General features: G+C 53.1%; 19 protein-coding genes. 6 read left to right on the forward strand and 13 right to left on the reverse strand.

Going from position 1 to position 23630, the window contains the following annotated elements:
- Positions 1-40 precede the first annotated feature (40 nt).
- Positions 41-670 (reverse strand): multifunctional acyl-CoA thioesterase I/protease I/lysophospholipase L1, encoded by a 630-nt coding sequence (gene tesA / locus LC431_RS02425; protein WP_015690300.1) that lies wholly within the window; start codon positions 668-670, stop codon positions 41-43.
- Between tesA and ybbA the strand changes: the two genes are divergently transcribed.
- Together ybbA and ybbP are read left to right on the forward strand one after the other, a co-directional pair.
- Positions 641-1327, forward strand: a complete 687-nt coding sequence (gene ybbA / locus LC431_RS02430; RefSeq protein WP_015690299.1) for a putative ABC transporter ATP-binding protein YbbA — start codon at positions 641-643, stop codon at positions 1325-1327. The genes tesA and ybbA overlap by 30 nt on opposite strands.
- Entirely contained in the window at positions 1324-3756 is a 2433-nt protein-coding gene (ybbP, locus tag LC431_RS02435) for a putative ABC transporter permease subunit YbbP (protein WP_015690298.1), read from the forward strand. Before ybbA ends, ybbP begins: the two co-directional genes overlap by 4 nt.
- Positions 3757-3901: 145 nt before the next feature.
- Here ybbP and purK read toward each other — a convergent pair whose 3' ends face one another.
- Entirely contained in the window at positions 3902-4966 is a 1065-nt protein-coding gene (purK, locus tag LC431_RS02440; RefSeq protein WP_112197539.1) for a 5-(carboxyamino)imidazole ribonucleotide synthase, read from the reverse strand.
- Positions 4963-5472 carry a 5-(carboxyamino)imidazole ribonucleotide mutase gene (gene purE, locus LC431_RS02445; RefSeq protein WP_013576579.1) on the reverse strand — a complete coding sequence of 170 codons (510 nt, stop codon included), beginning with the start codon at positions 5470-5472 and terminating at the stop codon, positions 4963-4965. The genes purK and purE overlap by 4 nt, the downstream gene beginning before the upstream one ends.
- A gap of 180 nt (positions 5473-5652) precedes the next feature.
- On the opposite strand from purE, the gene LC431_RS02450 reads away from it, so the two are divergent.
- Positions 5653-6285, forward strand: coding sequence for a tRNA-(ms[2]io[6]A)-hydroxylase (locus LC431_RS02450; RefSeq protein WP_013576577.1), 633 nt, complete (start codon positions 5653-5655; stop codon positions 6283-6285).
- Between the two features lie 111 nt (positions 6286-6396).
- Here the strand turns inward: LC431_RS02450 and lpxH are convergent, their stop codons facing one another.
- Both lpxH and ppiB read right to left on the reverse strand, forming a co-directional pair.
- On the reverse strand, positions 6397-7119 hold the full coding sequence (gene lpxH, locus LC431_RS02455; protein ID WP_223509224.1) for a UDP-2,3-diacylglucosamine diphosphatase: 723 nt from the start codon (positions 7117-7119) through the stop codon (positions 6397-6399).
- A gap of 11 nt (positions 7120-7130) precedes the next feature.
- Positions 7131-7625, reverse strand: a complete 495-nt coding sequence (ppiB, locus tag LC431_RS02460) for a peptidylprolyl isomerase B (protein ID WP_013576575.1) — start codon at positions 7623-7625, stop codon at positions 7131-7133.
- Positions 7626-7852: 227 nt separating this feature from the next.
- Between ppiB and cysS the strand changes: the two genes are divergently transcribed.
- Together cysS and alkA are read left to right on the forward strand one after the other, a co-directional pair.
- On the forward strand, positions 7853-9244 hold the full coding sequence (gene cysS, locus LC431_RS02465; protein ID WP_013576574.1) for a cysteine--tRNA ligase: 1392 nt from the start codon (positions 7853-7855) through the stop codon (positions 9242-9244).
- Between the two features lie 68 nt (positions 9245-9312).
- Entirely contained in the window at positions 9313-10185 is an 873-nt protein-coding gene (gene alkA / locus LC431_RS02470) for a DNA-3-methyladenine glycosylase 2 (protein ID WP_121019785.1), read from the forward strand.
- A gap of 7 nt (positions 10186-10192) precedes the next feature.
- Here the strand turns inward: alkA and LC431_RS02475 are convergent, their stop codons facing one another.
- The 3 genes from LC431_RS02475 to LC431_RS02485 form a co-directional block, all read right to left on the reverse strand.
- Positions 10193-12475, reverse strand: coding sequence for a diguanylate cyclase domain-containing protein (locus LC431_RS02475; protein ID WP_223509317.1), 2283 nt, complete (start codon positions 12473-12475; stop codon positions 10193-10195).
- 204 nt (positions 12476-12679) lie between these two features.
- Positions 12680-14119: a magnesium transporter gene (mgtE, locus tag LC431_RS02480; protein ID WP_037036915.1), complete on the reverse strand. Its 1440-nt coding sequence runs from the start codon at positions 14117-14119 to the stop codon at positions 12680-12682.
- Between the two features lie 9 nt (positions 14120-14128).
- The gene (locus LC431_RS02485) at positions 14129-14347 is read right to left on the reverse strand and encodes a YfgG family protein (protein WP_013576570.1); all 219 of its coding nucleotides are present in this window, start codon (positions 14345-14347) and stop codon (positions 14129-14131) included.
- A 512-nt stretch (positions 14348-14859) separates the two neighbouring features.
- Here LC431_RS02485 and LC431_RS02490 point away from each other — a divergent pair.
- Positions 14860-17091: an EAL domain-containing protein gene (locus LC431_RS02490; protein WP_223509225.1), complete on the forward strand. Its 2232-nt coding sequence runs from the start codon at positions 14860-14862 to the stop codon at positions 17089-17091.
- Positions 17092-17166: 75 nt separating this feature from the next.
- On the opposite strand, the gene ppx is transcribed toward LC431_RS02490, so the two are convergent.
- From ppx to purM, 5 genes are all read right to left on the reverse strand, one after another.
- Entirely contained in the window at positions 17167-18711 is a 1545-nt protein-coding gene (ppx, locus tag LC431_RS02495; protein ID WP_013576567.1) for an exopolyphosphatase, read from the reverse strand.
- Between the two features lie 22 nt (positions 18712-18733).
- Complete coding sequence (ppk1, locus tag LC431_RS02500) at positions 18734-20803, reverse strand: polyphosphate kinase 1 (protein WP_013576566.1); 2070 nt, start codon at positions 20801-20803, stop codon at positions 18734-18736.
- A gap of 309 nt (positions 20804-21112) precedes the next feature.
- Positions 21113-21688 (reverse strand): spermidine N1-acetyltransferase, encoded by a 576-nt coding sequence (gene speG / locus LC431_RS02505; RefSeq protein ID WP_013576564.1) that lies wholly within the window; start codon positions 21686-21688, stop codon positions 21113-21115.
- 220 nt (positions 21689-21908) lie between these two features.
- Positions 21909-22547: a phosphoribosylglycinamide formyltransferase gene (gene purN, locus LC431_RS02510; RefSeq protein WP_013576563.1), complete on the reverse strand. Its 639-nt coding sequence runs from the start codon at positions 22545-22547 to the stop codon at positions 21909-21911.
- Positions 22548-22583: 36 nt separating this feature from the next.
- Entirely contained in the window at positions 22584-23621 is a 1038-nt protein-coding gene (purM, locus tag LC431_RS02515; protein WP_015690292.1) for a phosphoribosylformylglycinamidine cyclo-ligase, read from the reverse strand.
- Positions 23622-23630: the final 9 nt, after the last annotated feature.

Below are 23630 nucleotides of genomic sequence, written 5' to 3' on the forward strand. Positions count from 1 at the left end.
CTCACGTCCCGGTATTATTTTTATTCGTCGTATTTTAACCCTAATGCGTCAGCAGCGGCGTGAGTTTTTCTGACATCCATCCGGCAATAAAGGATTGTGCTGCCAGCGCAGGATGTAAACCGTCGTCCTGCATCCATTCAGGTTTCACGGCGACCTGCTCCATAAAGAACGGCACCAGCGGGATGTTTTCCTGCTTTGCCAGCGCCGGATAAATGGCGTAGAACGCGTCGCCGTAGCGGCGGCCATAATTGGGTGGCAGACGGATTTGCATCAGCAACGGTTGGGCATTGCTCTGTTTTACCTGTTCAATCACCTGTTGCAGCGTCCGGGAAAGGGTTTGTGGCGGGAAACCCCGCAATCCGTCGTTGGCGCCCAGTTCAATCAGCACCCAGCGGGGGTGATGTTGTTGCAGCAAGGATGGCAGGCGTGCCAGCCCTTGTTCAGCGGTATCGCCGCTGATACTGGCGTTGATTATGGTGGGCTTGCCACCTTCTTTTTGCCATGTGTTATTCAGTAATGTCGGCCAGGATTCGGCTACCGGAAGGCGATAGACTGCACTCAAACTGTCGCCAATAATCAGCAAGTTATCAGCAGCAACGGCGCGAAAACTCAATAATCCTAACAACATAAGGAAGGGGAGATGCCAGCGGAAAATGTTCTTGAAGTTCATCATCTAAGTAAGCACGTCGGTCAGGGTGAAGGTCAGCTCACCATCCTGTCCGGTGTGGAGCTGGTTGTCAAACCTGCCCAGACAATTGCCCTGATTGGCGAATCCGGTTCCGGTAAATCCACCTTGCTGGGCATTCTTGCCGGGCTGGATGATGGCACCCGGGGTGATGTGAAATTACTGGGCAAATCCCTCAGCGAACTCAATGAGGAAGGGCGCGCGGCGCTGCGGGCAAAAAATGTCGGTTTCGTGTTCCAGTCTTTCATGCTGGTGCCGACACTCAACGCACTGGAAAACGTCCAGCTTCCTGCGTTGTTGCGCGGTGAAAGCGACAGCAGCAGTCGTCAGCAGGCCGTGCAGTTACTGGAAAGTCTCGGGCTGGGCGGGCGTCTGCATCATCTTCCGGCGCAGCTTTCCGGCGGCGAACAACAGCGTGTGGCGCTGGCGCGGGCATTCATCGGCAAGCCGAAATTATTGTTTGCCGATGAGCCGACCGGCAATCTGGATCGCGTGACCGGCGAGCGTATTGTCGATTTGCTGTTTTCACTGAACCGCGATGCGGCGACGACGCTGATTCTGGTCACGCATGACGAACAGCTGGCGGCGCGCTGTCAGCGGCGGTTGCGTCTGCGCGACGGGAAATTATGGGAGGAAGCATGATCTGGCGCTGGTTCTGGCGGGAATGGCGTTCGCCTTCGCTGCTGATCGTCTGGCTGGCGCTGACCCTGGCAGTGGCCTGTGTGCTGGCGCTTGGCAGTATCAGCGACCGCATGGACAAAGGGCTGAGTCAACAAAGCCGTGAGTTTATCGCCGGGGATCGCGTCCTGCGTTCCGCGCATCCGATTACGGAAGCCTGGTTGCAGGATGCACAGTCGCAGGGGCTGAAAGTCAGCCGTCAGCTCTCTTTTATGACCATGACGTTTGCCGGCGAAACGCCGCAACTGGCGGCGGTGAAAGCCACCGATCTGGCATATCCGCTGTATGGCGCGTTACAAACCGAACCGGCAGGACTGAAACCTGAACCGGGAACGGTGCTGGTCGCGCCGCGCCTGCTGGCACTGCTGAACGTAAAAGTCGGCGACAATCTGGATGTCGGAGATACCACGCTGAAAATTGCCGGTGTGATTGTTCAGGAGCCGGATTCGGGCTTTAACCCGTTCCAGACTGCGCCCCGGGTGATCATGAATCTGGAAGACGTGCCGAAAACCGGGGCTGTTCAGCCGGGCAGTCGTCTGACCTATCGCTATATGTTTGCCGGTTCGCCGCAAGCGATTCAAAGTTACGGCGAAGCGATAAAAGGGCTGCTTAAGCCTGATCAACGCTGGAGCGGGATGGAGGATTCCGACGGGGCGCTGGGCAAATCATTACAGCGCTCTCAGCAATTCCTCACGCTGTCGGCACTGCTGACCCTGATGCTGTCAATCGCCGCGATTGCCGTGTCGATGGGGCATTACTGCCGCAGCCGTTATGATCTGGTTGCGGTACTGAAAACGCTGGGTGCCGGGAAAAAGGCGCTGCAAAAACTGATTATCGGTCAGTGGCTGGCGGTGCTGGCGCTGGCGGGGTTGTGCGGCAGTGTGGTTGGTCTGGCATTTGAAGCCATCCTGATGAAAGTGCTGGCGCCGGTTTTGCCTGCAGAATTACCGCCTGCCGGTGGCTGGCCGTGGGTGTGGTCGATGGGCGCGATGGTGGTGATCTCGCTGTTGATCGGCATTCGTCCGTATCGCCAGTTGCTTGCGACCCAGCCACTGCGGGTGCTGCGCCATGATGTGGTGGCAAATGTCTGGCCGCTGCGTTATTTCCTGCCGGTGATGGTTGTGGTAGTGGTGGGTTTGCTGGCAGCGCTGATGGGCGGCAGTGCGCTGCTCTGGTCATTACTGGCGGGCGTACTGGTACTTTCGCTGCTGCTTGGTCTGATTGGCTGGGGGGCGCTGCTGCTGTTACGCAAGCTGACATTCCGTCAGTTACCGCTGCGTCTGGCGGTCAACCGTCTGCTGCGTCAGCCGTGGGTGACGCTCAGCCAACTGGCGGCATTCTCGATGTCATTTATGTTGCTGGCGTTGCTGCTGGTGATGCGCGGGGATTTACTGGATCGCTGGGAGCAACAACTGCCGCCGGACAGCCCGAATTACTTTCTGCTTAATATCACCAAAGACCAAATCCCGCAGGTGACGGATTTCCTGCATCAGCATAACGCGCAACCGGAAACCTTCTACCCGATTGTGCGGGTACGTCTGACGAAGATTAACGACAAAGTTGCCACTGATATCATCAAACCGGATGACGCAGGGGGAGAGGCGGTCAACCGTGAACTGAATCTGACCTGGATGCAGGGACTGCCGGATCACAATCCGCTGGTTGCAGGCAACGGACCGCCGAAAGCCGGTGAAGTGTCGGTAGATGAAGGGCTGGCGGGGCGTCTGGGACTGAAGCTGGGCGATACCGTCACGTTCAGCGGTGATACGCAGGAATTCAGCGCCAAAATCACCAGCCTGCGTAAAGTGGATTGGGACAGCCTGAAGCCGAATTTCTACTTCATCTTCCCGCCGGGTGCGCTGGATGCACAACCGCAAAGCTGGCTGACCAGCTTCCGTTATCACGGTGATGTCAGCACCATCACGCAGCTTAACCGTCAGTTCCCGACGCTGAGTTTGCTGGATATCGGCTCGATCCTGCGTCAGGTCGGCCAGGTATTACAGCAGGTGAGTCGGGCGCTGGAAGTGATGGTGATCCTGGTGATGCTGTGCGGCGGATTGCTGCTGCTGGCGCAAATTCAGGTCGGCATGCGTCAGCGCCGTCAGGAGCTGATTGTTTACCGCACGCTGGGTGCCAGCAAAAAAATGCTGCACCGGACATTGTGGTGTGAATTTGCCGTGCTCGGGCTGGTGGCGGGGATCGCCGCCGCCATCGGCGCGGAAGCTGCATTGTGGCTACTGCAACGCCAGGTTTTCGATTTCCCATGGGAACCGAATTATCTGATGTGGATTGCGGTACCGGTGGTCAGCGCGGTGCTGCTGTCGGTTTGCGGCGGTTGGCTGGGTGTGCGGTTGCTGCGGGGGCGGGCGTTGTTCCGGCAATACGACTCGTAGTTTCTAAACTCCTCCCCCTGCGAAGGGGGAGGCAGGGAGGGGGTTTTAATGGCTAACTGTTTGTCAAAGCACACTTTAACTATGAGATTTTGACCTTAATACCCCACCCCAACCCTCCCCTTCGCAGGGGAGGGAGCCGATCAAATCAAAGCTTTTCAACTGCCCATTCAATCCCGCTGGCGTATTCTTCCGGCAGCATCGGGACCAGTGCGTTGAGATTGTCTTTCAGCAGGCTGGCGCTGGCGTCGTTGAGATTCAGGTGTCCGACTTTACGACCCGGACGCACGTCTTTCTCGTACCAGTGCAGATTGACCAGCGGCAGGCTCAGCCATTTTTCTGACACATCCGTGCCAATCAGATTCACCATCACTGACGGTGTGCTCACCACCGGTTTCGGCAGCGGCAGACCAAGGATGGCGCGCAGATGCATTTCAAACTGACTGTAAGAGGCGCCGTTCTGTGTCCAGTGCCCGCTGTTATGCACACGCGGTGCCAGCTCATTGATCAGCAAACCTTCGCTGACCACGAAACACTCCATTGCCATCACACCGACATAATTCAGTTCGTTCATGATCGCTGACAGCATGTTTTCTGCCTGCTGTTGCAGGGCGGCATCCGGCTGCGGCAGCACAACACTGGTGCGCAGAATGCCGTCCTGATGCAGGTTATGGGTCAGCGGATAAAACACGGTTTTACCATCGTGACCTCGCGCGCCCACCAGCGAAACTTCACCGGAGAAGTTGATACCCTGCTCAACGATGCATTCGCCATAGCAATCCTGCGGCAGGGTATTTTCTTCACCAGAACGCAGACGCCACTGACCCCGGCCGTCGTACCCGCCGACGCGACGTTTCACAATCGCCAGTTGGCCAAGCCGGGAGAATACCTGCGGCCATTCGGCGGCATCGGCCAGCAATTGCCACGGCGCAGTCGCCAGACCGAGCTGGTCGAGCAACTGTTTTTGCGTCAGGCGATCGGCCAGACGCGGGAAAATGTCGCGGTTAACGAACGCATTGTGCGTCGCCAGTTCGCGGGTCAGTGCCGTTTCCGGCCAGCGTTCGATTTCAGCGGTGATCACGCTTTGCTGATACGGCACGGCTTCCGGTTCAGCATCAAGGCCGACAGGATAGACGGCGATGCCCAGCGGTTCACCGGCCTGACGCAGCATTCGGCCTAACTGGCCGTTTCCGAGTACGCAAACCGGTTTCATGCTTCCTCCCGCGGGTCGGGGTTATTCAGCACTTCGTCAGTTTGTGCGGTGCGCCACGCGGCCAGGTTTTTGGCAATCTCAGCATCGTGCAGTGCAAGAATCTGTGCCGCCAGCAATGCGGCGTTTGCGGCACCGGCTTTACCGATCGCCAGCGTACCGACCGGAATACCACGCGGCATTTGCACAATGGAATAGAGACTGTCGATGCCACTGAGTGCAGCACTTTGCACCGGCACGCCCAGCACCGGCACCAGCGTTTTCGCCGCCAGCATGCCCGGTAAATGCGCTGCGCCACCGGCACCCGCGATGATCACATCAAAACCGTTAGCGGAAGCCTGCTCAGCGAAAGTAAACAATTTGTCCGGCGTACGGTGAGCGGAGACGATATCGACATGGAAAGGAATATTCAGCGTTGTGAGGACGTCGGCGGCGAACTGCATGGTCGCCCAGTCACTTTTAGACCCCATAACGATGGCGATTTTTGCCGGGGTAACGTTGGATGACATGTCTGTAAAGCTCCTGTGATTCGGAAATAGAAACTGCGAGGGCGCAAATGATAGCACGCTCCGTGAGGGAGGAAAACGGTTGCGTCGCCGGAAAACGGCGCATTTTTGATGAGAAGTTGGCGGCAGATTTGTATAATCCAAACCAATATATTAATGACAAACTTCATTGGAAACTGATTTATGACGCAGGCTTTACTGGCACCGATTTATGATTTTCTTCACTGTGAAACACCCGCTCTGTGGGTGGATGTGGCGCTGGAAAATCAGACGGTGATGCTGATCGACCACGCTAACTGTGAAAAGAAGGCGGCGGCCACGGCGATGAGCCTGATGACCAAATATCTGGATCGCACCGAGCTGCTGTTTTGTGCGGCGCGTCTGGCGCGTGAAGAGCTTCATCACTTCGAACAAGTGGTGGAAATCATGCAAAAGCGCAATATTACTTATACCCAGCTTTCCCCCTCGCGCTACGCCAGCGGTATGATCAAACATACCCGTCATCACGATGATCTGAATATTCTGGTCGACCGGCTGATTATCGGGGCGTACATAGAAGCGCGATCCTGTGAGCGTTTTGCCAAAATTGCGCCGCATCTCGACGAAACCTTGTCGCGTTTTTACACCTCATTGCTGCGTTCAGAATCACGGCATTTTGCCGATTATCTGGCGCTGGCGGAGCAATATGCCGGAACGGATATCAGTGAGCGGGTAGAGGAGTTTGGCAGAATTGAAGCGGAACTGATCCTCACGCCGGACGAACAATTCCGCTTCCATTCAGGCGTACCCGTTACCCTTCATACTTCGGGCTGCTGATGCGTTGACTGCGCTCATTCACCCCGGTCACTTAGTCAGCTAAGCTCCCAGGGATTCATGAGCTTGTCGCCTTCCAGCAACTCAAATTATTTTGGGTAACTTTGAGGTGACTCAAAACGGGAAGCTGATCAGCTCGACGTTATCGGCGGTGACTTTCACCATCGAGCCTTCTTCGTGCCATGCGCCGAGTACCACGCGGTGGCCGGTTTTATTTTCCAGCGGCACATCGTGAATTGCCGGACGATGGGTGTGACCGTGAATCATCCACTCCACGCCTGCCATCTGCATTTCGCTGACCACCGCCTGCGGGTTCACATCCATAATTTCCAGTGATTTGCCCTGGTTTGACGCCTTGCTGTTGGCGCGCATTCTGGCGGCAATCGCCAGTCGCCATTTCAGCGGCAGCATCAGGAAAAGTTTCTGGATCAGCGGGTTGTGGACTTTTTTGCGGAAGTTCTGATACGCGACATCGTCGGTGCACAGTGTATCGCCGTGCAGGATCAGGACGCGGCGTCCGTACAGTTCCAGCACTTTTTTCTCCGGCAGCAACGTCATCAGGCTCTCGCGGGCGAAACGTCTGCCGAGCAGAAAATCGCGGTTGCCGTGAATGAAGAAGCAGGGCACACCTTGCTGGTGTAACTGATTCAGTGCCGCCGAGATTTCAGCGTGAAGCGGCTGCGGATCGTCGTCGCCAATCCAGGCTTCGAACAGGTCACCGAGAATGTACAGGGCGTCGGCCTGCGGCGCATCTTCACGTAGAAAACGCAGAAAACCGGCAGTGATTGCCGGTTCCTGTGCGCAAAGATGGATATCTGCGATAAAAAACGTGGTCATCCCGACGTTGATTATTCGCTGACTGTGACGCTTTTGATCACAACATCTTCTTTTGGAACGTCCTGGTGCATACCGCTGCGGCCGGTTTTGACGGCTTTGATCGCGTCAACCACGTCCTGACCTTCAACCACTTCTGCGAATACGCAGTAGCCCCAACCCTGTGCGTTTTTGCCACTGTGGTTCAGGAAGTCGTTGTCAGTTACGTTGATGAAGAACTGTGCCGTGGCGGAATGCGGATCGTTGGTACGCGCCATCGCCAGCGTGCCTTTGGTGTTTTTCAGGCCGTTGTCTGCTTCGTTATTGATAGGCGCATCGGTGTTTTTCTGGTTCATGCCTGGCTCAAAACCGCCGCCCTGGATCATGAAACCGTTAATCACACGGTGGAAAATTGTGTTGTCGTAGAAGCCTTTACGGCAATAGTTCAGGAAGTTTTCAACCGTGGCTGGCGCTTTGTCAGCGAAAGTTTTAATGACGATGTCGCCGTGGTTGGTGTGGAAAGTGACCATAATTATCATCCTGCTAATGTTGATGTGTGCTCTTAGTAAGAGCGGCTACTATAGCCTTTTCTTATACCATAACTCAAAAGTTGCCGTCAGCAGCGGCTTTGTGACGACTAAAGCCCGTCCGGCGGCCTTATGCCGTTTCGGTGAAATCATTTTCGTTATATTATACGCGTTAGTGTCGCTTAAACGCGCCAACGTCATTTTCTACGCCCAACACACGGAATAGCCTGATGCTGAAGATTTTTAATACCCTGAGTCGCCAAAAAGAGGAATTCAAGCCAATTCATGCCGGTAAAGTCGGGATGTACGTGTGTGGGATCACTGTTTACGACCTGTGTCATATCGGCCACGGTCGCACCTTTGTGTCTTTCGACGTGGTGTCGCGTTACCTGCGTTACCTCGGTTATGACCTGAAATACGTGCGCAATATCACCGATATCGACGATAAAATCATTAAACGTGCCGCTGAAAATGGCGAAACGTTTATGGCGCTGACCGACCGTATGATCGCCGAGATGCATGCTGATTTTGCTTCACTGAACATTCTGCCGCCGGACTCCGAACCGCGCGCCACGCAGCACATTCACGAAATTATCGATATCGTGCAGAAGCTGATTGACCGTGACCACGCCTATGTCGCGTCGAACGGTGATGTGATGTTCTGGGTGGAAAGTGATCCGGATTACGGACTGTTGTCCCGTCAGGATCTGGATCAGTTACAGGCGGGTGCGCGCGTCGAAGTCGAAGCCAACGTGAAACGCAATCCGATGGATTTCGTACTGTGGAAAATGTCCAAGCCGGGCGAACCGAGCTGGACATCTCCGTGGGGCGAAGGTCGCCCGGGCTGGCATATCGAATGTTCTGCGATGAACTGCAAACAGCTCGGTGCGCATTTCGATATTCACGGTGGCGGTTCTGACCTGATGTTCCCGCACCACGAGAACGAAATTGCGCAGTCAAGCTGTGCCCATGACGGCCCGTATGTGAATACCTGGATGCACTCCGGCATGGTGATGATCGACCGCGAAAAGATGTCCAAATCACTGGATAACTTCTTCACCGTGCGCGATGTGCTGAAATATTATGACGCTGAAAGCGTGCGTTACTTCCTGATGTCGGGTCACTATCGCAGCCAGCTAAACTACAGCGAAGAGAACCTGAAACTGGCGCGTACCTCAATGGAGCGTCTGTACACCGCACTGCGTGGCACTGACGCCGCTGCAACGCCAGCCGGTGGTGAGGCTTTCGTTACGCGCTTCCGTGCGGCTATGGACGATGATTTCAACACACCGGAAGCTTATTCCGTGTTGTTCGATATGGCACGTGACATCAACCGTCTGAAAACGGAAGACCTGTCTGCGGCCAACGGTCTGGCAGCGGAACTGCGGCAACTGGCAGGTGTACTTGGCCTGCTGGAGCAGGATCCGGAGCAGTTCCTGAAATCCGGTGCTCAGGCGGATAACGATGACGAAGTGGCTGAAATCGAAGCGTTGATTAAACAGCGTAACGATGCCCGCGCCAGCAAAGACTGGGGCATGGCGGATAAAGCGCGTGATCGTCTCAATGAAATGGGTATCGTTTTAGAAGACGGCGCAGCAGGGACCACCTGGCGTAGAAAATAGTCTATTCTTTTGTTCTTAATGCTGAATTATGGCTCCCAACCGGGGGCCATTTTTATAAGGATCATGCTGTGACAACCCTGTTTCTGACCTATCAGCCTCCGTATGACTGGCAATGGATGACGGCATTTCTCGGCGCGCGTGCATTGCAGGGTGTTGAACAGCAGGATGGCGAATATTACCAGCGTACGCTGGCGGTGATGCACCACGGCGAACGGCTGACCGGCTGGTTGCGGTTGCGTCCGTTGCCTGAGCGAAATGGCGTTGAGCTGGAAGTGTCGGCGTCGCTTTCGCCGGTCACGGAGAACATAGTTGCCCGGGTGCGGCGGTTGCTGGATCTGGACGCGCAACCCACGCTTATCGCCGAGGGGCTGGGGGGACTGGCTGACAATGCGCCGGGATTACGCCTGCCGGGCTGCGTCAACCGTTTTGAACTGACGGTGCGCGCGATCCTCGGGCAATTGGTGAGCGTGAAAATGGCGGCGACACTGGCGACGCGGCTGACTGAAAAATGGGGCGAACCGGTGCGTACGCCGTTTGCCGCGCTGACGCATTTGTTTCCGTCTGCAGCGGCCATCGGGCAGTTAACGGTAGACGATTTACGGGGTATTGGTGTGCAGGCCAAACGTGCAGCGTGTCTGATTAATATTGCGCAGGCAGTGGATGAGGGGCGTTTGCCGCTGGATGACATCACCGATGTGCAGGACGGAATAAAACAGCTGCAGGCGATGCCGGGGATTGGCAACTGGACTGCCAGTTATGTGGCAATGCGCGCCTGGTCTGCGCCTGATATTTTTCTCGGCGGTGACTATCTGATTAAACAGCGTTTTCCGGGCATGACGCCCGCGAAGATAGCCCGCTATGCCGAAGTCTGGAAACCTTGGCGCACCTACGCCACGCTGCATTTGTGGTTCAATAATGAGTGGCAGCCGGGCACGCCGTAGGCGGGGATTAACGTGACACTTCTGTGCCAGACTGATGGTCTTCAGGGGGGATGGCACCGCTGGTATGTGCAGTGGCCGTTTTTTGCGCCGGTTCATATTTATAAACCCGCCCGCGTCCGTTGTGTTTGGCAATGTAGCAGGCCATATCCGCTTGCGCCATGTATTCGCTGCCGGTGATGTTCGCATCGTTTATTTGCGTCATTCCTGCGCTGGCTCCGATCCGGTAGGCATTTCCTTCCCAGATAAATTTGAAATCGTTGATTTTGTCCACCAGATGCTGCAGCGTTGCCAGCCCTTCTTCCTGAGGACAATCAAATAAGATCAGCGCAAATTCATCGCCGCCCAGCCTTGCCAGCCGGTCGCTGTTGCGGATGTTCTCCTGCATCAGTGCGCTGATCTGGCGCAGCAGTTCATCCCCTGCAGCATGTCCGGCGGTGTCGTTAATCGCTTTAAAATGATCCAGATCGATAAACGCCAGACCGTGAGGCTGACGTTGCGTTGCAGTCAGATTCAGCGCTTTTTTCAGGCTCGATTCGAAACTGCCACGATTCGACAACCCGGTGAGTAAATCGTGAGAGGCGCTGTAACTGAGTTTTCGCATCAGTTCGCGGGATTTACTGACGTCCTGTAGCACCAGCACAATGCCAATCGGTTCGTCTTTCAGGGGGCGCAGCGGTGACACTGCCAGCTGAACATCAAACAAAGCCGTGTGATGGCCGTGCAGAACCAGCGAACGCTCAACGGAAGAGTGCAGATTTTCATTGATATCAAACTGCAAAAGATCGTCGATAAGCGGCCCTCCCGCTCCTTTGCTGATGCGCACGATGCGGCCTACCGGTTGCCCCTGCGCCTGCTGTTCTGTCCAGCCAGTCATTTTCTCTGCGACCGGATTCATGAAAGTGATATTCATATTCCGGTCGGTGGAGATCACCGCTTCATTGATCGAATTCAGCGTGATATGCAGCAGCTCTTTTTCTTCATGCAGCGCTTCCGAAAGGCGTTTGTTAGTCATTTCGGTGTGTTTAAGCTCGTTGATATCTTCAATCTGAGAAATGAAATACATCGGATTATGGTGTTCATCACGTACCAGAGATACGGCGAGGAATGCCCAGATAACTTCTCCGCTGCGGCGCAGATAACGTTTCTCCAGGGTGTAACTCTGGATGTCATCGTTCAGCAATTGCTGCAACAGCGCCAGGTCTTTGCCCAGATCTTCATGATAGGTAATTTCCTGGAACGTCAGGGTGGTCAGATATTCCGCCTCATAACCCAGCAGATGACACAGGGCTTTGTTCACCTGCAGCAGCTTGCCTTCCGGTGATACCAGCGTCATGCCAATTGCGGAATATTCCATGGCGTTTCGGAAGCGATTTTCACTTTGCGTGATGTGAGATTTTTCAGTACGCAACGCATGCATTGCCATCGCCATGGCATTCGCAGGCATCAGAATCAATAGCAGCGGCAGGAAAATCAATCCCTGAGGGAGCTGATCCGCCAGGTGCGGCTGAACGGAAATAATGCCGCTGGTATGCAGTAACGCAATCATCAGTGTCATCGAGAGGAAAATGATGAACGATTCCATACGGGGTAAACGGATGGCGGCCGATAACAGCGGAATGGTGATAAAGGCGAAAGTGTAAGGCAGCCATTTCAGGGCCAGAAAACCGGCCGCCAGCGTCAGGATCAACGTCAGAAGCAGTCCGAAAAGACGCGGCGAGGTGATCAGTTTAACCAGGTAGCCGCGATGGTAGATAAGCCCCAGCGGCGTGAGCGCGAGGATCGCCACGGCTTCTGACATAAACCAGGTGGTAAAGCGACTTTGTAATTCTGCCGGAGAATGAACATGCAGAATAAACAACAGCATGATTAACGCGCTGACCAGCGGGCAGAAGATCACCGCGACGAAAAGGAATTTCATCCAGGAACTCAGCCCCGAAAGCGGATCCTGCGCCGGCAATATTCTGCGCAATAAATCCGCACACAGAGAAGCCTCAATAAGGTTGTTGAGCAGATAAGGCAGATAGCGAAAGAAGGGCGTACCGAGGATCGTATGTGATGCCGCGATGCCCAGTGCGGCGGCGCACAGCAGCGGGATCCAGTCGCGATAGCGATGGTGGAATAAAACAGGGATCAGCAATGCTGTCGGTAGCCACAATCCGGCGAGGCTGGACGACTTCTGAATGATACTCAAACAGGCAAAGGCCAGCAGGCAGGTTGAGATGCCTAAAAGTAAGCAGGATGTCCAGTTTGCCCGATTAGCCCCAGTTGAGGGCGGCTTGCTATTTTCCACGGTGAAAACCTTTTTCTGGCTGACGGAGCGTTGCAGGCAGTCGCAGTGATACTTATTGATTAATGTTATCAATGCACTACCGCAGGGCGAACTGCGGCAGGGGTTAATGAGTACCGGAAAATCAGCGCTAATGATTAATATAAATTCTACATTACGCTGTAATAGATAACGAATTTTCCGGCCAGAAAGCCGGAATTCATTTCGTTAAAGCAGGAAAATGGTGGCAAGGCCGAGGAAAATGAAGAATCCGCCAGTGTCTGTCAGCGCGGTAATCATCACACTGGATCCGACCGCAGGGTCGCGGCCCAGGCGTACCATGGTGAGGGGGATGACGACACCCATCAGCGCGGCCAGCAGTAAATTTAGCACCATCGCCAGCGTCATCACCGCGCCCATCTCCCAGTTGCCATAGAGCAGCCAGGTGACAATCCCCATTAATCCGCCCCAGACGAGGCCGTTGATCAGTGCCACGCCCAGCTCCCTGAACATCAGGAATTTCAGATTGCCGAGCTGAACATGGTGCAGCGCCAGCCCTCGGACAATCATGGTGATGGTCTGATTGCCGGTATTTCCGCCGATACCGGCGACAATGGGCATCAGCGCGGCCAGCGCAACGAGCTGCGAAATCGTGTGTTCAAACAGGCCGATCACACGGGAAGCCACAAACGCCGTACACAGATTGATGGCCAGCCACGCCCAGCGGTTACGCACGGCTTTGGTTACCGGCGAGAAAACGTCTTCTTCAGGGCTTAAGCCACCCATGCGGCGTAAGTTGCTGTCGGTGTCGTTATTGACGAAATCGACGATTTCTTCCACCGTCAGGCGGCCCATCAGTTTACCTTTTTTATCCACGACGGCTGCGGTGATCAGGTCATAACGTTCGAACGCGCTGGCGGCGTCTTCGGCTTTGTCCTCCGGTTCAAAACTGGTGAGATCGGTGATCATCACGTCGGAAACCAGCGTATGCGGCGCGTTCAATAAAATCGTGGTCAGCGGCAATTCGCCAAGCAGCGTATTTTTCCGGTCAGTAATAAAGACTTTATCGGTTGCCTGCGGGATTGACTTACGTGAGCGGAGAAAGCGCTGAACGGTGCCCAGTGAGACATCCGGGCGAACGGTCAGCAACTCGAAATCCATGATACGGCCAACACATTCTTTGCTGAATTTCATCACTTCGCGAACTTTCTCTCGCTGGCGGGGATCCAGTGAGGTCAGTACGCGGCCAATCAGGTCGCGGGGCAGATATTCCGCCAGATAAACCTGATCGTCCACATCCAGCAGTGACATGGTTTTGAGCAAATCCTTATCGCTCATTTCTTCGATCAGACTGTCCCAGACGGTTTCTGAGACTTCCACCAGCGCTTTACCGCGTGCAGCGGGTTCGACCAGCCGCCACAGCGCCAGACGTTCACGGATCGGCAGTGCTTCCAGTACGTCCGCAACGTCCGCCGCGTGAAGACTTTGTACCCGCGAGGTCAGCTCGGCGGTGTTGTCCATCAGTTGTGCGCGGGTGGCGTCATCAACATCAGGTTCCTCGCCCAGAATACTGTCGGCGAGGTCATCGGTGTTCAGAAGGAGATCGAGGATCCTGCTGCGGCTTTCAGCCAGTTTCTGGCCGTAATTCTTTGGTTTTCCACCAGACATTTGTGATCCTTAGTCCTTTGAGTAACGACAGGTTTTCAGCGTGCCGGTACAGGTTTTTGCCGGAGTCTGTTCCTGTAACTCCACAGTTTGCGTATCGGTCCGGGTTTGTTTTTGATTCTGATGATGTGAATACGCACCGATAGCGGAGTAGACCAGACGCCCGAACAAAATAATGAAGCTTATCGCTAAAACGATTTTCGTCATTCTGATGTTGGTTTTTCGAGACATAATTTAATCGCTTAAGTAAATCGTTGCTCCGGTGAAGGAATGAAGGTGTGCAAATGATAACGTTTACAATATATAACACATCTAAACAGGCAGCCAGATAATCGGATTAAGGGCAAACGCGCGGTTTAAAGGGGTATAAATCCATCAAACCTAAGACTTTTCGTTCTCCTTAAGAAGGATCGCATGAAATTGCCAAAAAATTTTATTTCATGCATCACGCGATGAATTTGTCTGAGATGAATTTTTGTCAAATCACAAAGATTGTGTTTATTGATATGCATCAAGGGATTTAAGATAAGTCACATTAGAATCCAGCCATATTTTAAAATTTATATCCCGACCTCCGCTGTATTCTTTTTTCTTCTGCGTTTTTTCTGTGAGATGACGTTTTTACAACGATAATTGAGGACGGAACCTGTGGCCATCGTCATCGGACTGTCTGTCTGATGTCTATTACACCCTGAACCCTTCACTGCAGCATGAAGTTCATGCGCAAAACTTAGATGGACTTGATGCGTAAAAAATTTTCCTGGCAAGACATGCGCCATAAATGGTGGGGCCTTCCTGCGATTTTTGCTCTGGTGCTGATCCCGGTGACCTCGTGGCTTTCTCCGATGATTTCCCTGCCGGATGGCCGTACTTATCTCATTTATATGCCGATGGCGACCTGCGTCGCGTTACTGATGGTATTTGACTGGGCCGCATTGCCGGGCATCGTCCTGACGCTTTTCCTGCGCTATTACCTGCGGATTGGCTTCGAGATGGGGATGCTGATGACGGTGATTTATTTCGCCGCGCTGTCTCTGGCCTGGCTGGGCTATCGCTGGCAGGCGGGAAGTCGCTGGTCCGCACCGCTCGGTCTGATGAATCTGGCGAAAGCCCGGGTAGGCTGGTTGCTGATTTTCCTGACATTATTCTTAGTCATCGTGCTGCAAATTGTGATTGAAAGCGGATTGCTGCCCGATTATCTCGGCATGGCGACGCGGGACTTTTTCACGCTCAGGACCCTGGTCAATTTACAGGGGATGGTCCTTGGTATTCTGCTTAACTCGCATGTGATTTATCTGGTGATACGCATTATCCGCAAGCCGCATTATTTACGTGTGGTCTGCACGAGGTTGCGTCAGGAAATGGCACCAGGCGTGAAGTTTGCTGAGATTATGCTGTGGTTTGCGGTTCTGGGGGTCATGGTCACGTTGTTGTGCCTGCCGGGGCTGAGTGAACCGTTCATGAAGATTTTACTCAGCGATTACACGCTGACGCTACTGTTTCCGGTATTGCTGTTTGGAGCCTGGCGCTACGGTTATTACTTTATCAGTATCGTCTGGACCGTCACCCTGACTGTGTTATTTGAATTTTATCAGGGGTTTATCTCCGAACACGGCTTTGTTCATAATCTGGTGTTCGTGTCCGCCCTGATGTTGGTCTATACGATGACGTTGTTGCTGATGGCGGCCATCGCCTCACGTCAGCGTCTGCTGATGAAAAAATCCAGCGCCGCCGCATTGCAGGATCCGGTGTTTGGTCTGCCAAACCTGCGTGCCTTCAACCGCGATCTGGCGAGCTATCCGCGTTCCATGCTGTGTTTTATCCGTGTTTCCGATATGGACGTGCTGAGCCGTAACTACGGCATGCAGTTGCGTATCCAGTTTAAACAGCAACTGGCGCACGGGCTGAAGCCTTATCTGCAACCGGGTGAGCGGGTTTATCATTTACCGGGTTATGATCTGGTCTTGCGGCTTAACTGCGAAGATTCGGATAAAAAATTGCAGAATTTGCATGACTATCTGGAAGATTTCCGCCTGATCTGGAACGGCTTGCCGCTGCATCCCAATATAGGCTTATCGTACTGTACCGTGTATTCGCCAGTGGAACATCTGCCGATTTTGCTGGGCGAACTGAGCGGTATTGCTGAAGTTTCCCTGACCACCGGGCAGCCGGAATCCAATAAAAACGACCACAGTCAGGTACAACTGGAGATCAGAGAAAAAGTCGACATGCTGCATAAAATTCAGCGGGCACTGGATGACGATCGCTTTGTGCTGATGGCGCAACCGATCTTCGGGGTGCGTGGCGACAGTTATCATGAAATCCTGCTGCGTCTGTCTGACAGCGCAGAAGGAACGCTGATCACACCGGATAAATTCCTGCCGGTGGTGCATGAGTTCGGTTTGTCGTATCAGCTGGATATGTGGGTGCTGAAACATACACTGATGTTTATTAATCAGAACCGTGTTCGTTTGCCGAGTCTGCGCTTTGCGGTGAATTTCACGCCCTCGACGCTGTGCCGCCCGACCTTTAGCCGCGATTTTAAAACGCTGATGCTGGAATATGAGGTAGAACCGTTCCAGATCGTGCTGGAAGTAACCGAATCCCATCTGCTGCAGAACATGAAATATGCCGACCTGGCGATGCGGGAATTGCGTTCCTACGGTTGCCGCATTGCGATTGATGACTTCGGTACGGGCTACGCCAGTTACGGTCGTCTGAAGGCTATTCAGGCCGATATCCTGAAAATTGACGGCAGCTTCGTGCGCAATATGCTCACTGATTCGCTGGACGCCTACATTGTGCAGTCAATCTGTCAGGTGGCGCGCATGAAGCATCTGTCGATTGTGGCAGAGTATGTGGAAACTGAAGAACAGAAAATCGCGCTGCACGAGCTGGGTGTGGATTACATGCAGGGTTATCTGGTGGGTAAACCGCAACCGTTAAACAAACTACTGGAATTCCCGAACGTCTGACATTGAGCGATGTCCGGAAAGAAAAAGCCCTCTGCGCATCAGATGCCAGAGGGCTCTTTTATTGCAGCGGAACGGTTAGTTTTTCACAATACCGTCTTCTTCCTCAAGCATCAGTTTCCAGCCTGTCACGTCATCCCAGTAACTCTGTTCTCTTTCGAAATCCAGCTGAACAAGGTTGTTCTGAGCCAGATATCCGGCCGGGAAACGCAGCGTCCAGTGATTATCATCGGTAGATAACCGCAGGGATTCAGGCGTTGTCGTTGACTGACGCTGATTGTTGAGCAACGCCCCTAGACGCAGAAGCTGGATCAGCGGAATGTAGTGTTTCTTCTTGAACAGATTCAGGCGCGGCAGTTCTTCCAGCTTGATGGCTTTTCGGTGGAAGCGGACCAGTGTGGCCAGCAGCGTTTGCTGTTCCTGATTGAAACCCGGCAAGTTGGTATTTTGCAGGATATACGAGGAATGGCGGTGCATGCCGGTGTGGTTAATGCTCAGACCGACTTCATGCAACATGGCGCTGAATTTCAACAGTGATTCCAGCTGTGGCTGCACCAGTTTGGTATTTTGCGCCAGCCACTGGGCATACAATTGCTCTGTGGTATCCAGCACACGGCGCGCCTGTTCACGGTCAATGTTGTAATGCTCAGCCAGACTTTTGGCAGTACGGGTACGGATATCCTGATGACGGAAACGGCCTTCCATTTCATACAGCACACCTTCACGCAGTGCGCCGTCAGAAAGACGCAGCTCTTTGATCGCCAGCGCATCGAACACACCGCGCAGAATGGCAAGCCCCGGCACGAACACCGATTGCCTGTCTTCCGATAAGCCTGGTAAATCCAGGGCACTGAAATGTTTAAAGTTCAGTACCGCTTCGGACAGCATTTCCAGCCGTTCAGGGGTAATTAAGCCGTCTTTTTCGCCCATCGCGACCAGCACTTCGTGTGCCGCTTTAATACTGCCGGAGGCACCCAAAGCATACTGCCAGCCCTGCAGGCGGTACTGCCACGCCAGGGTTTCCAGCTTTTGCGCAGCAGCGAGCTGGGCACGTTTGAAGTTACTGCGGCTGATTTCGCCATTGGGGAAAAACATCTGCGCAAAACTGACACAGCCCATACGGCGGCTTTCGGCCAGCAACGGCTCGAAGTCCTCTCCGATGACCAGTTCTGTTGAACCGCCACCGATATCGACCACCAGCTTGCGGCCTTTTTCAGGCTGCGTATGTTCAACACCCATAAAAATAAGTCGTGCTTCTTCCTGCCCGGAAATAATTTCAATCGGGTAGGGGATGACTTCTTTGGCACGCTTGAGAAATTCCTCGGCGTTCACTGCCTGACGCAGCGTATGTGTACCGACGATAGTGACGTTATTTTCCGGAAAACCCTGCAGGCGTTCGGCGAATAAAGCCAGGCAATCCAGCCCGCGTTGAATGGCTTCTTCACTGAGCACATTTTTACTGTCGAGACCATCGGCCAGATGGACGCGCTGTTTCAGGCGTCCCAGGACCTGCAGCGCGCCGTTAACGACGCGTGCAATGACCATATGGAAACTGTTCGACCCGAGATCAATCGCCGCAATTTCCTGTGGCTTGGCATTCAGTGGGCTGCTTTTAAGGGGCATAGTTGTGTAACGCTCCAGGGGTTCAGGCTTGCTGACTTTGTTGTTCCAGCTCTTTCAGATATTCATAAATCGCCAGTTGCGCACGGACTTTGCGGCGATTTCCGCGTGGAACATACCGGTTGCTCAGTTCTTTATCAATCACTCTGGCTTTTACTGTGTCACTAAACAGCAGCTCAAGGATATCCAGAACGCGCTGTTTCAAACGCGGATCGAGCAGGGCGACGGCCACTTCAATACGATAATCAATATTACGCGTCATCCAGTCGGCTGAAGACAGGAAGACTTTGGAATCGCCGCCATTTTCAAAGACATACACGCGATCGTGTTCCAGATAGCGGTCAATGATGCTGGTAACCTGAATGTTTTCGCTAAAGCCGGGTAAATTCGGCACCAGAGAACACATCCCGCGGATCAGCAGACGGATTTTCACCCCGACGTTAGACGCGACGTAGAGGCGGTCTATCAGCCCTTTATCCACCAGATTATTGATTTTTAGCGTAATTCCGCCTGTTCCGCCCGCCTGAACGTTGGCAATTTCACGGTCGATCAAACGGTAAAGCATGTCACGCGAGTTTTGCGGTGACACCATCAGATGCTCGAACGACACCGGGCGGTAAGGGTTTTCAATAAAGTTGAAGACGCGGCGAACCTCGTTGGTGATCCTCGCATCGGCGGTGAGCAGTGAATAGTCGGTATAAAGGCGCGCCGTTTTCTCGTTAAAGTTACCGGTCCCGATATGAGCATAGCGGACAATTTCGTCGCCTTCGCGTCGGGAAATAAGAAAGAGTTTTGCGTGTATTTTAAGGCCCGGCGCAGAGAAAATAACGTGCACACCGGCTTCAGTCAGACGTTTCGCCCAGTGAATATTGGCTTCTTCATCGAAGCGCGCCTGCAGTTCGACGACAACAGTGACTTTCTTACCGTTGTGCGCGGCGTGGATCATCGATTCGATAATGCGGGAATCTTTCGCCACGCGGTAAATATTGATTTTTATCGACAGCACGTTCGGATCGAACGATGCCTGACGCAACAGTTCCAGTACGTGCTCAAACGTGTGGTACGGATAATACAGCAGCACGTCTTGCTCGCGGATCGCTGCAAAGCCGTTGCGGAATTTATCGAACCACAAATGGCGCAGACGTGGCAGCGGACGGTTGACCAGATTGGCTTTGCCGACGTTCGGGAAGCCGATGAAATCTTTAAAATTGTGATAACGTCCACCGGCAATCACCGAATCATAATTGGAGATGCCAAGTTTACCGCGCAGCAGTTCGACCATTTCATCCGGCATATCGCGCTGATAAACGAAACGTACCGGTTCGGCGGTCAGACGCTGTTTCAGGCTTGATGACATCAGCTCAAGCAGGCTCGATTCCATTTCCGTGACCAGATCATATTCGGCGTCACGGGTCATTTTCATGGAGTACGCGTTCAGTGCATCGTAATCGAAGAAGCCTTTGAAAATATCATCCAGACAATAACGCAGGATGTTATCCAGCAGGATCATCGGCTTACGACGGCGTGGTGCTTCCGGCGGCAGGTTAACGAAACGTGGCACTTTATCGGACGGGATTTCCAGCAGCGCATAATGGATCTCTTCGCCACGGATAATTTCTACTGCCAGATAGGTGTAATCGTCTTTGAGGAATTGCACCAGATTGGTATCGTGGTTAATCAGAATCGGTGTGATGTACTGGCGCAGCTGATGTTTGAAGTACTGACGCAGCCAGGCTTGCTGGTTTTCAGAAACCTGGCGTTCGTTAATCAGGAAGATCTGATTACGCGCCATTTCCAGAAGCAAATCGTTGTAAAGACTGTCGAATTCCTGATCAATGCGCAGCACCTTCGCCTGAATTTTTTTCAGCAAATGACGGGACGCGCCCAGAAAACCTTGTTCTTCACTGATGAGGATCCGTCGTTTTAAATCGGCAAAACGGACTTTATAAAACTCATCCAGGTTATTGGAGTAGATCCCTAAAAAACGCATCCGTTCGATCAGGGGATTGCTTTTGTCAGCCGCTTCCTGCAACACGCGCTCATTGAAGGACAGCCAGCTTAGTTCTTTCTCGATATAAAGCTTTTCCTGACCCATTTTCACTCCGTTCATTTAGCTTGCAACCTGGCCCATACAGGCAAATTTGCCTGAAAACACCGCAATGTAGCTCAACATATTCTTCGTGTTGCCCGCCTTTTAAGCAGCCAGCGCAGCAGGAAGTCATCTGTGAGAGGGGCCTAGTGTCTACTATCAATATTGCGAAAGATTGACAGGAAAGTCCAACATAACAAGGGATGATTTCAGGAGAGTCTTTAACGGGGAGTCAAAAGAGAGAAAAGTGTTACCGATGAAGGACATTTGTATCCTTCACCGGTCATTCTTTTACCGATTTATGTCGCGGTGGAATTAAACCGCGCTGGCGCCAATCAGGGATTCCGGTTTGACCTGAACAGGCTTGGTTTTGTATTTCGCCAGAAACTGCGGCTGGAAAATACACATGCGGATGGCGCTGCGATATTCGCCGTTCACAAAGAATTCCTGTTTCAGTTCACCTTCAAGCTCGAAGCCTAATTTGCTGTAAATGTGGATCGCCTTTTTATTTTCTTTATCCACGATTAAATACAGTTTGTAGAGGTTAAGAACGGAGAAGGCATAATCCATCGCCAGACGGACAGCGTCACCGGCAAAGCCTTTGCCCTGATGCTGCGGATCGATGATGATCTGAAATTCCGCGCGGCGGTGAATATGATTAATTTCCACCAGCTCGACCAGGCCGACCGGTCCGCTTTCGTATTCAATAATAAAGCGGCGTTCGCTTTGGTCGTGAATATGCTTGTGATACAAGTCGGTCAGTTCGACGAAAGCCTCGTAAGGTTCTTCAAACCAGTAACGCATGATGCTGGCGTTATTATCAAGACGATGAACAAACGACAGGTCGTCCTTTTCCAGTGGACGTAATCTGACGCTGTTATGGCTAAACATGGGGTGTTCCTCAACTATAAAAGCCGTTTTATGAGGGTAACCTTCGTAAATATGAAATCGGAAACAACCGTGTTCCCGATGAAGGTCGGCGCACAAACGACGTTTAAACGTGCGCCGGGATGTGCATTATATCGGACGAAATGTAAACAAATGTCAAATGACGGAAAATAAAAAACCGGCGCATGGCCGGTTTATAGTGAAATCATGATGCAGTGGTAGATTAATCTTCTGCATATCCGCGTTCAGAAAGCGGATTGTTATCCAGCAGCGCCTGACCCTTTTGCAGCGACAAACGTCCGTCAACGAACCAGCTGACGACCAGCGGATAAATGCTGTGTTCCTGCGTTTGTATGCGGGCAATCAGCTCTTCTTCTGTATCGTCAGCAAACACCGGGACTTTGGCCTGTAAAATCACCGGACCGCCATCGAGTTCTTCAGTCACAAAATGCACGGACGTACCGTGTTCCGCATCCTGATTTTCAATGGCCTGACGGTGGGTGTGCAGACCCGGATATTTTGGCAGCAGGGAAGGGTGGATGTTGATCATGCGTCCGGCAAAGCGCTGGACGAATTCAGCGGTCAGAATACGCATATAACCGGCAAGTACCACCAGATCAGGCTGGAAAGTGTCAATGGCATCCGCCAGTGCAACGTCAAATTCCGCCCGGTCCCGGTAAGCCTTAACATCCAGTGCATGCGCGGGAATACCGGCTAAACGGGCTCTTTCAAGCCCGTATGCAGCTGCTTTATTGCTGAAGACCGCACTGAGTGTTGCGTTAATTCGTCCCTGCTGGCAGGCATCAATCAGGGCCTGTAAATTGCTCCCCTCGCCCGATACCAGAACCACAATCCTTTTCATTTTGCTACCCGTCTTCAGTCAGTTGATTTACTGGTTTTATTCAATAACCACGCGTTCAGCGGAGTCAGAGGCTTTAATGTAGCCAATTTTCCACGCTTTTTCGCCATTATCGTTCAGTAATGCAATCGCCTGATCGGCCAGTTCTGCCGGAAGTGCCACCAGCATGCCCACACCACAGTTAAAGGTGCGGTACATTTCGTGACGGCTGACATTACCGGCGGTTTGCAGCCAGGTGAAGACATCCGGCCACTGCCAGCTTGATTCGTCGATAATCACCTGTGTGTTGTCCGGCAATACACGTGGGATATTTTCCCAGAAGCCGCCACCGGTCAGATGGACGATGCCGTGAACATCCACGTTTTCGATCAGGTTCAGAATCGATTTCACGTAAATTTTGGTTGGTGCGAGCAGGTGATCGGCCAGCGGTTTGCCTGCCAGATCGGTAGTTTCCGGGTCAGTCTTACTGACTTCCAGAATTTTGCGCACCAGAGAATAACCGTTGGAATGCGGGCCACTGGCGGCCAGGCCGATCAGCACATCCCCGTCAGCCACTTTGCTGCCGTCGATGATTTCTGATTTTTCCACCACACCCACGCAGAAGCCTGCCACGTCGTAATCTTCGCCGTGATACATGCCCGGCATTTCAGCGGTTTCACCACCGACTAACGCACAGCCAGACTGTTTACAGCCTTCTGCGATACCGGTGATTACGCTGGCGGCAGTATCGACGTCCAGTTTGCCGGTGGCGTAATAGTCGAGGAAGAACAGCGGTTCAGCGCCCTGAACGATTAAATCGTTGACGCACATCGCGACCAGATCGATACCGATAGTATCATGGCGTTTCAAATCCATCGCCAGACGCAGCTTGGTGCCAACGCCGTCGGTACCCGAAACCAGTACGGGTTCACGATATTTTTGCGGCAGCGCGCAGAGGGCACCAAAACCGCCCAGTCCACCCATCACTTCAGGGCGGCGAGTCTGTTTTACTACACCTTTAATGCGGTCTACCAATGCGTTACCGGCATCGATATCTACGCCTGCGTCTTTATAGCTGAGAGAGGTTTTGTCGGTCACTGCGAAGTC

It is taken from the genome of Rahnella sp. GSA61A (genome assembly GCF_019969905.1).
Classification (GTDB): domain Bacteria; phylum Pseudomonadota; class Gammaproteobacteria; order Enterobacterales; family Enterobacteriaceae; genus Rahnella; species Rahnella aceris.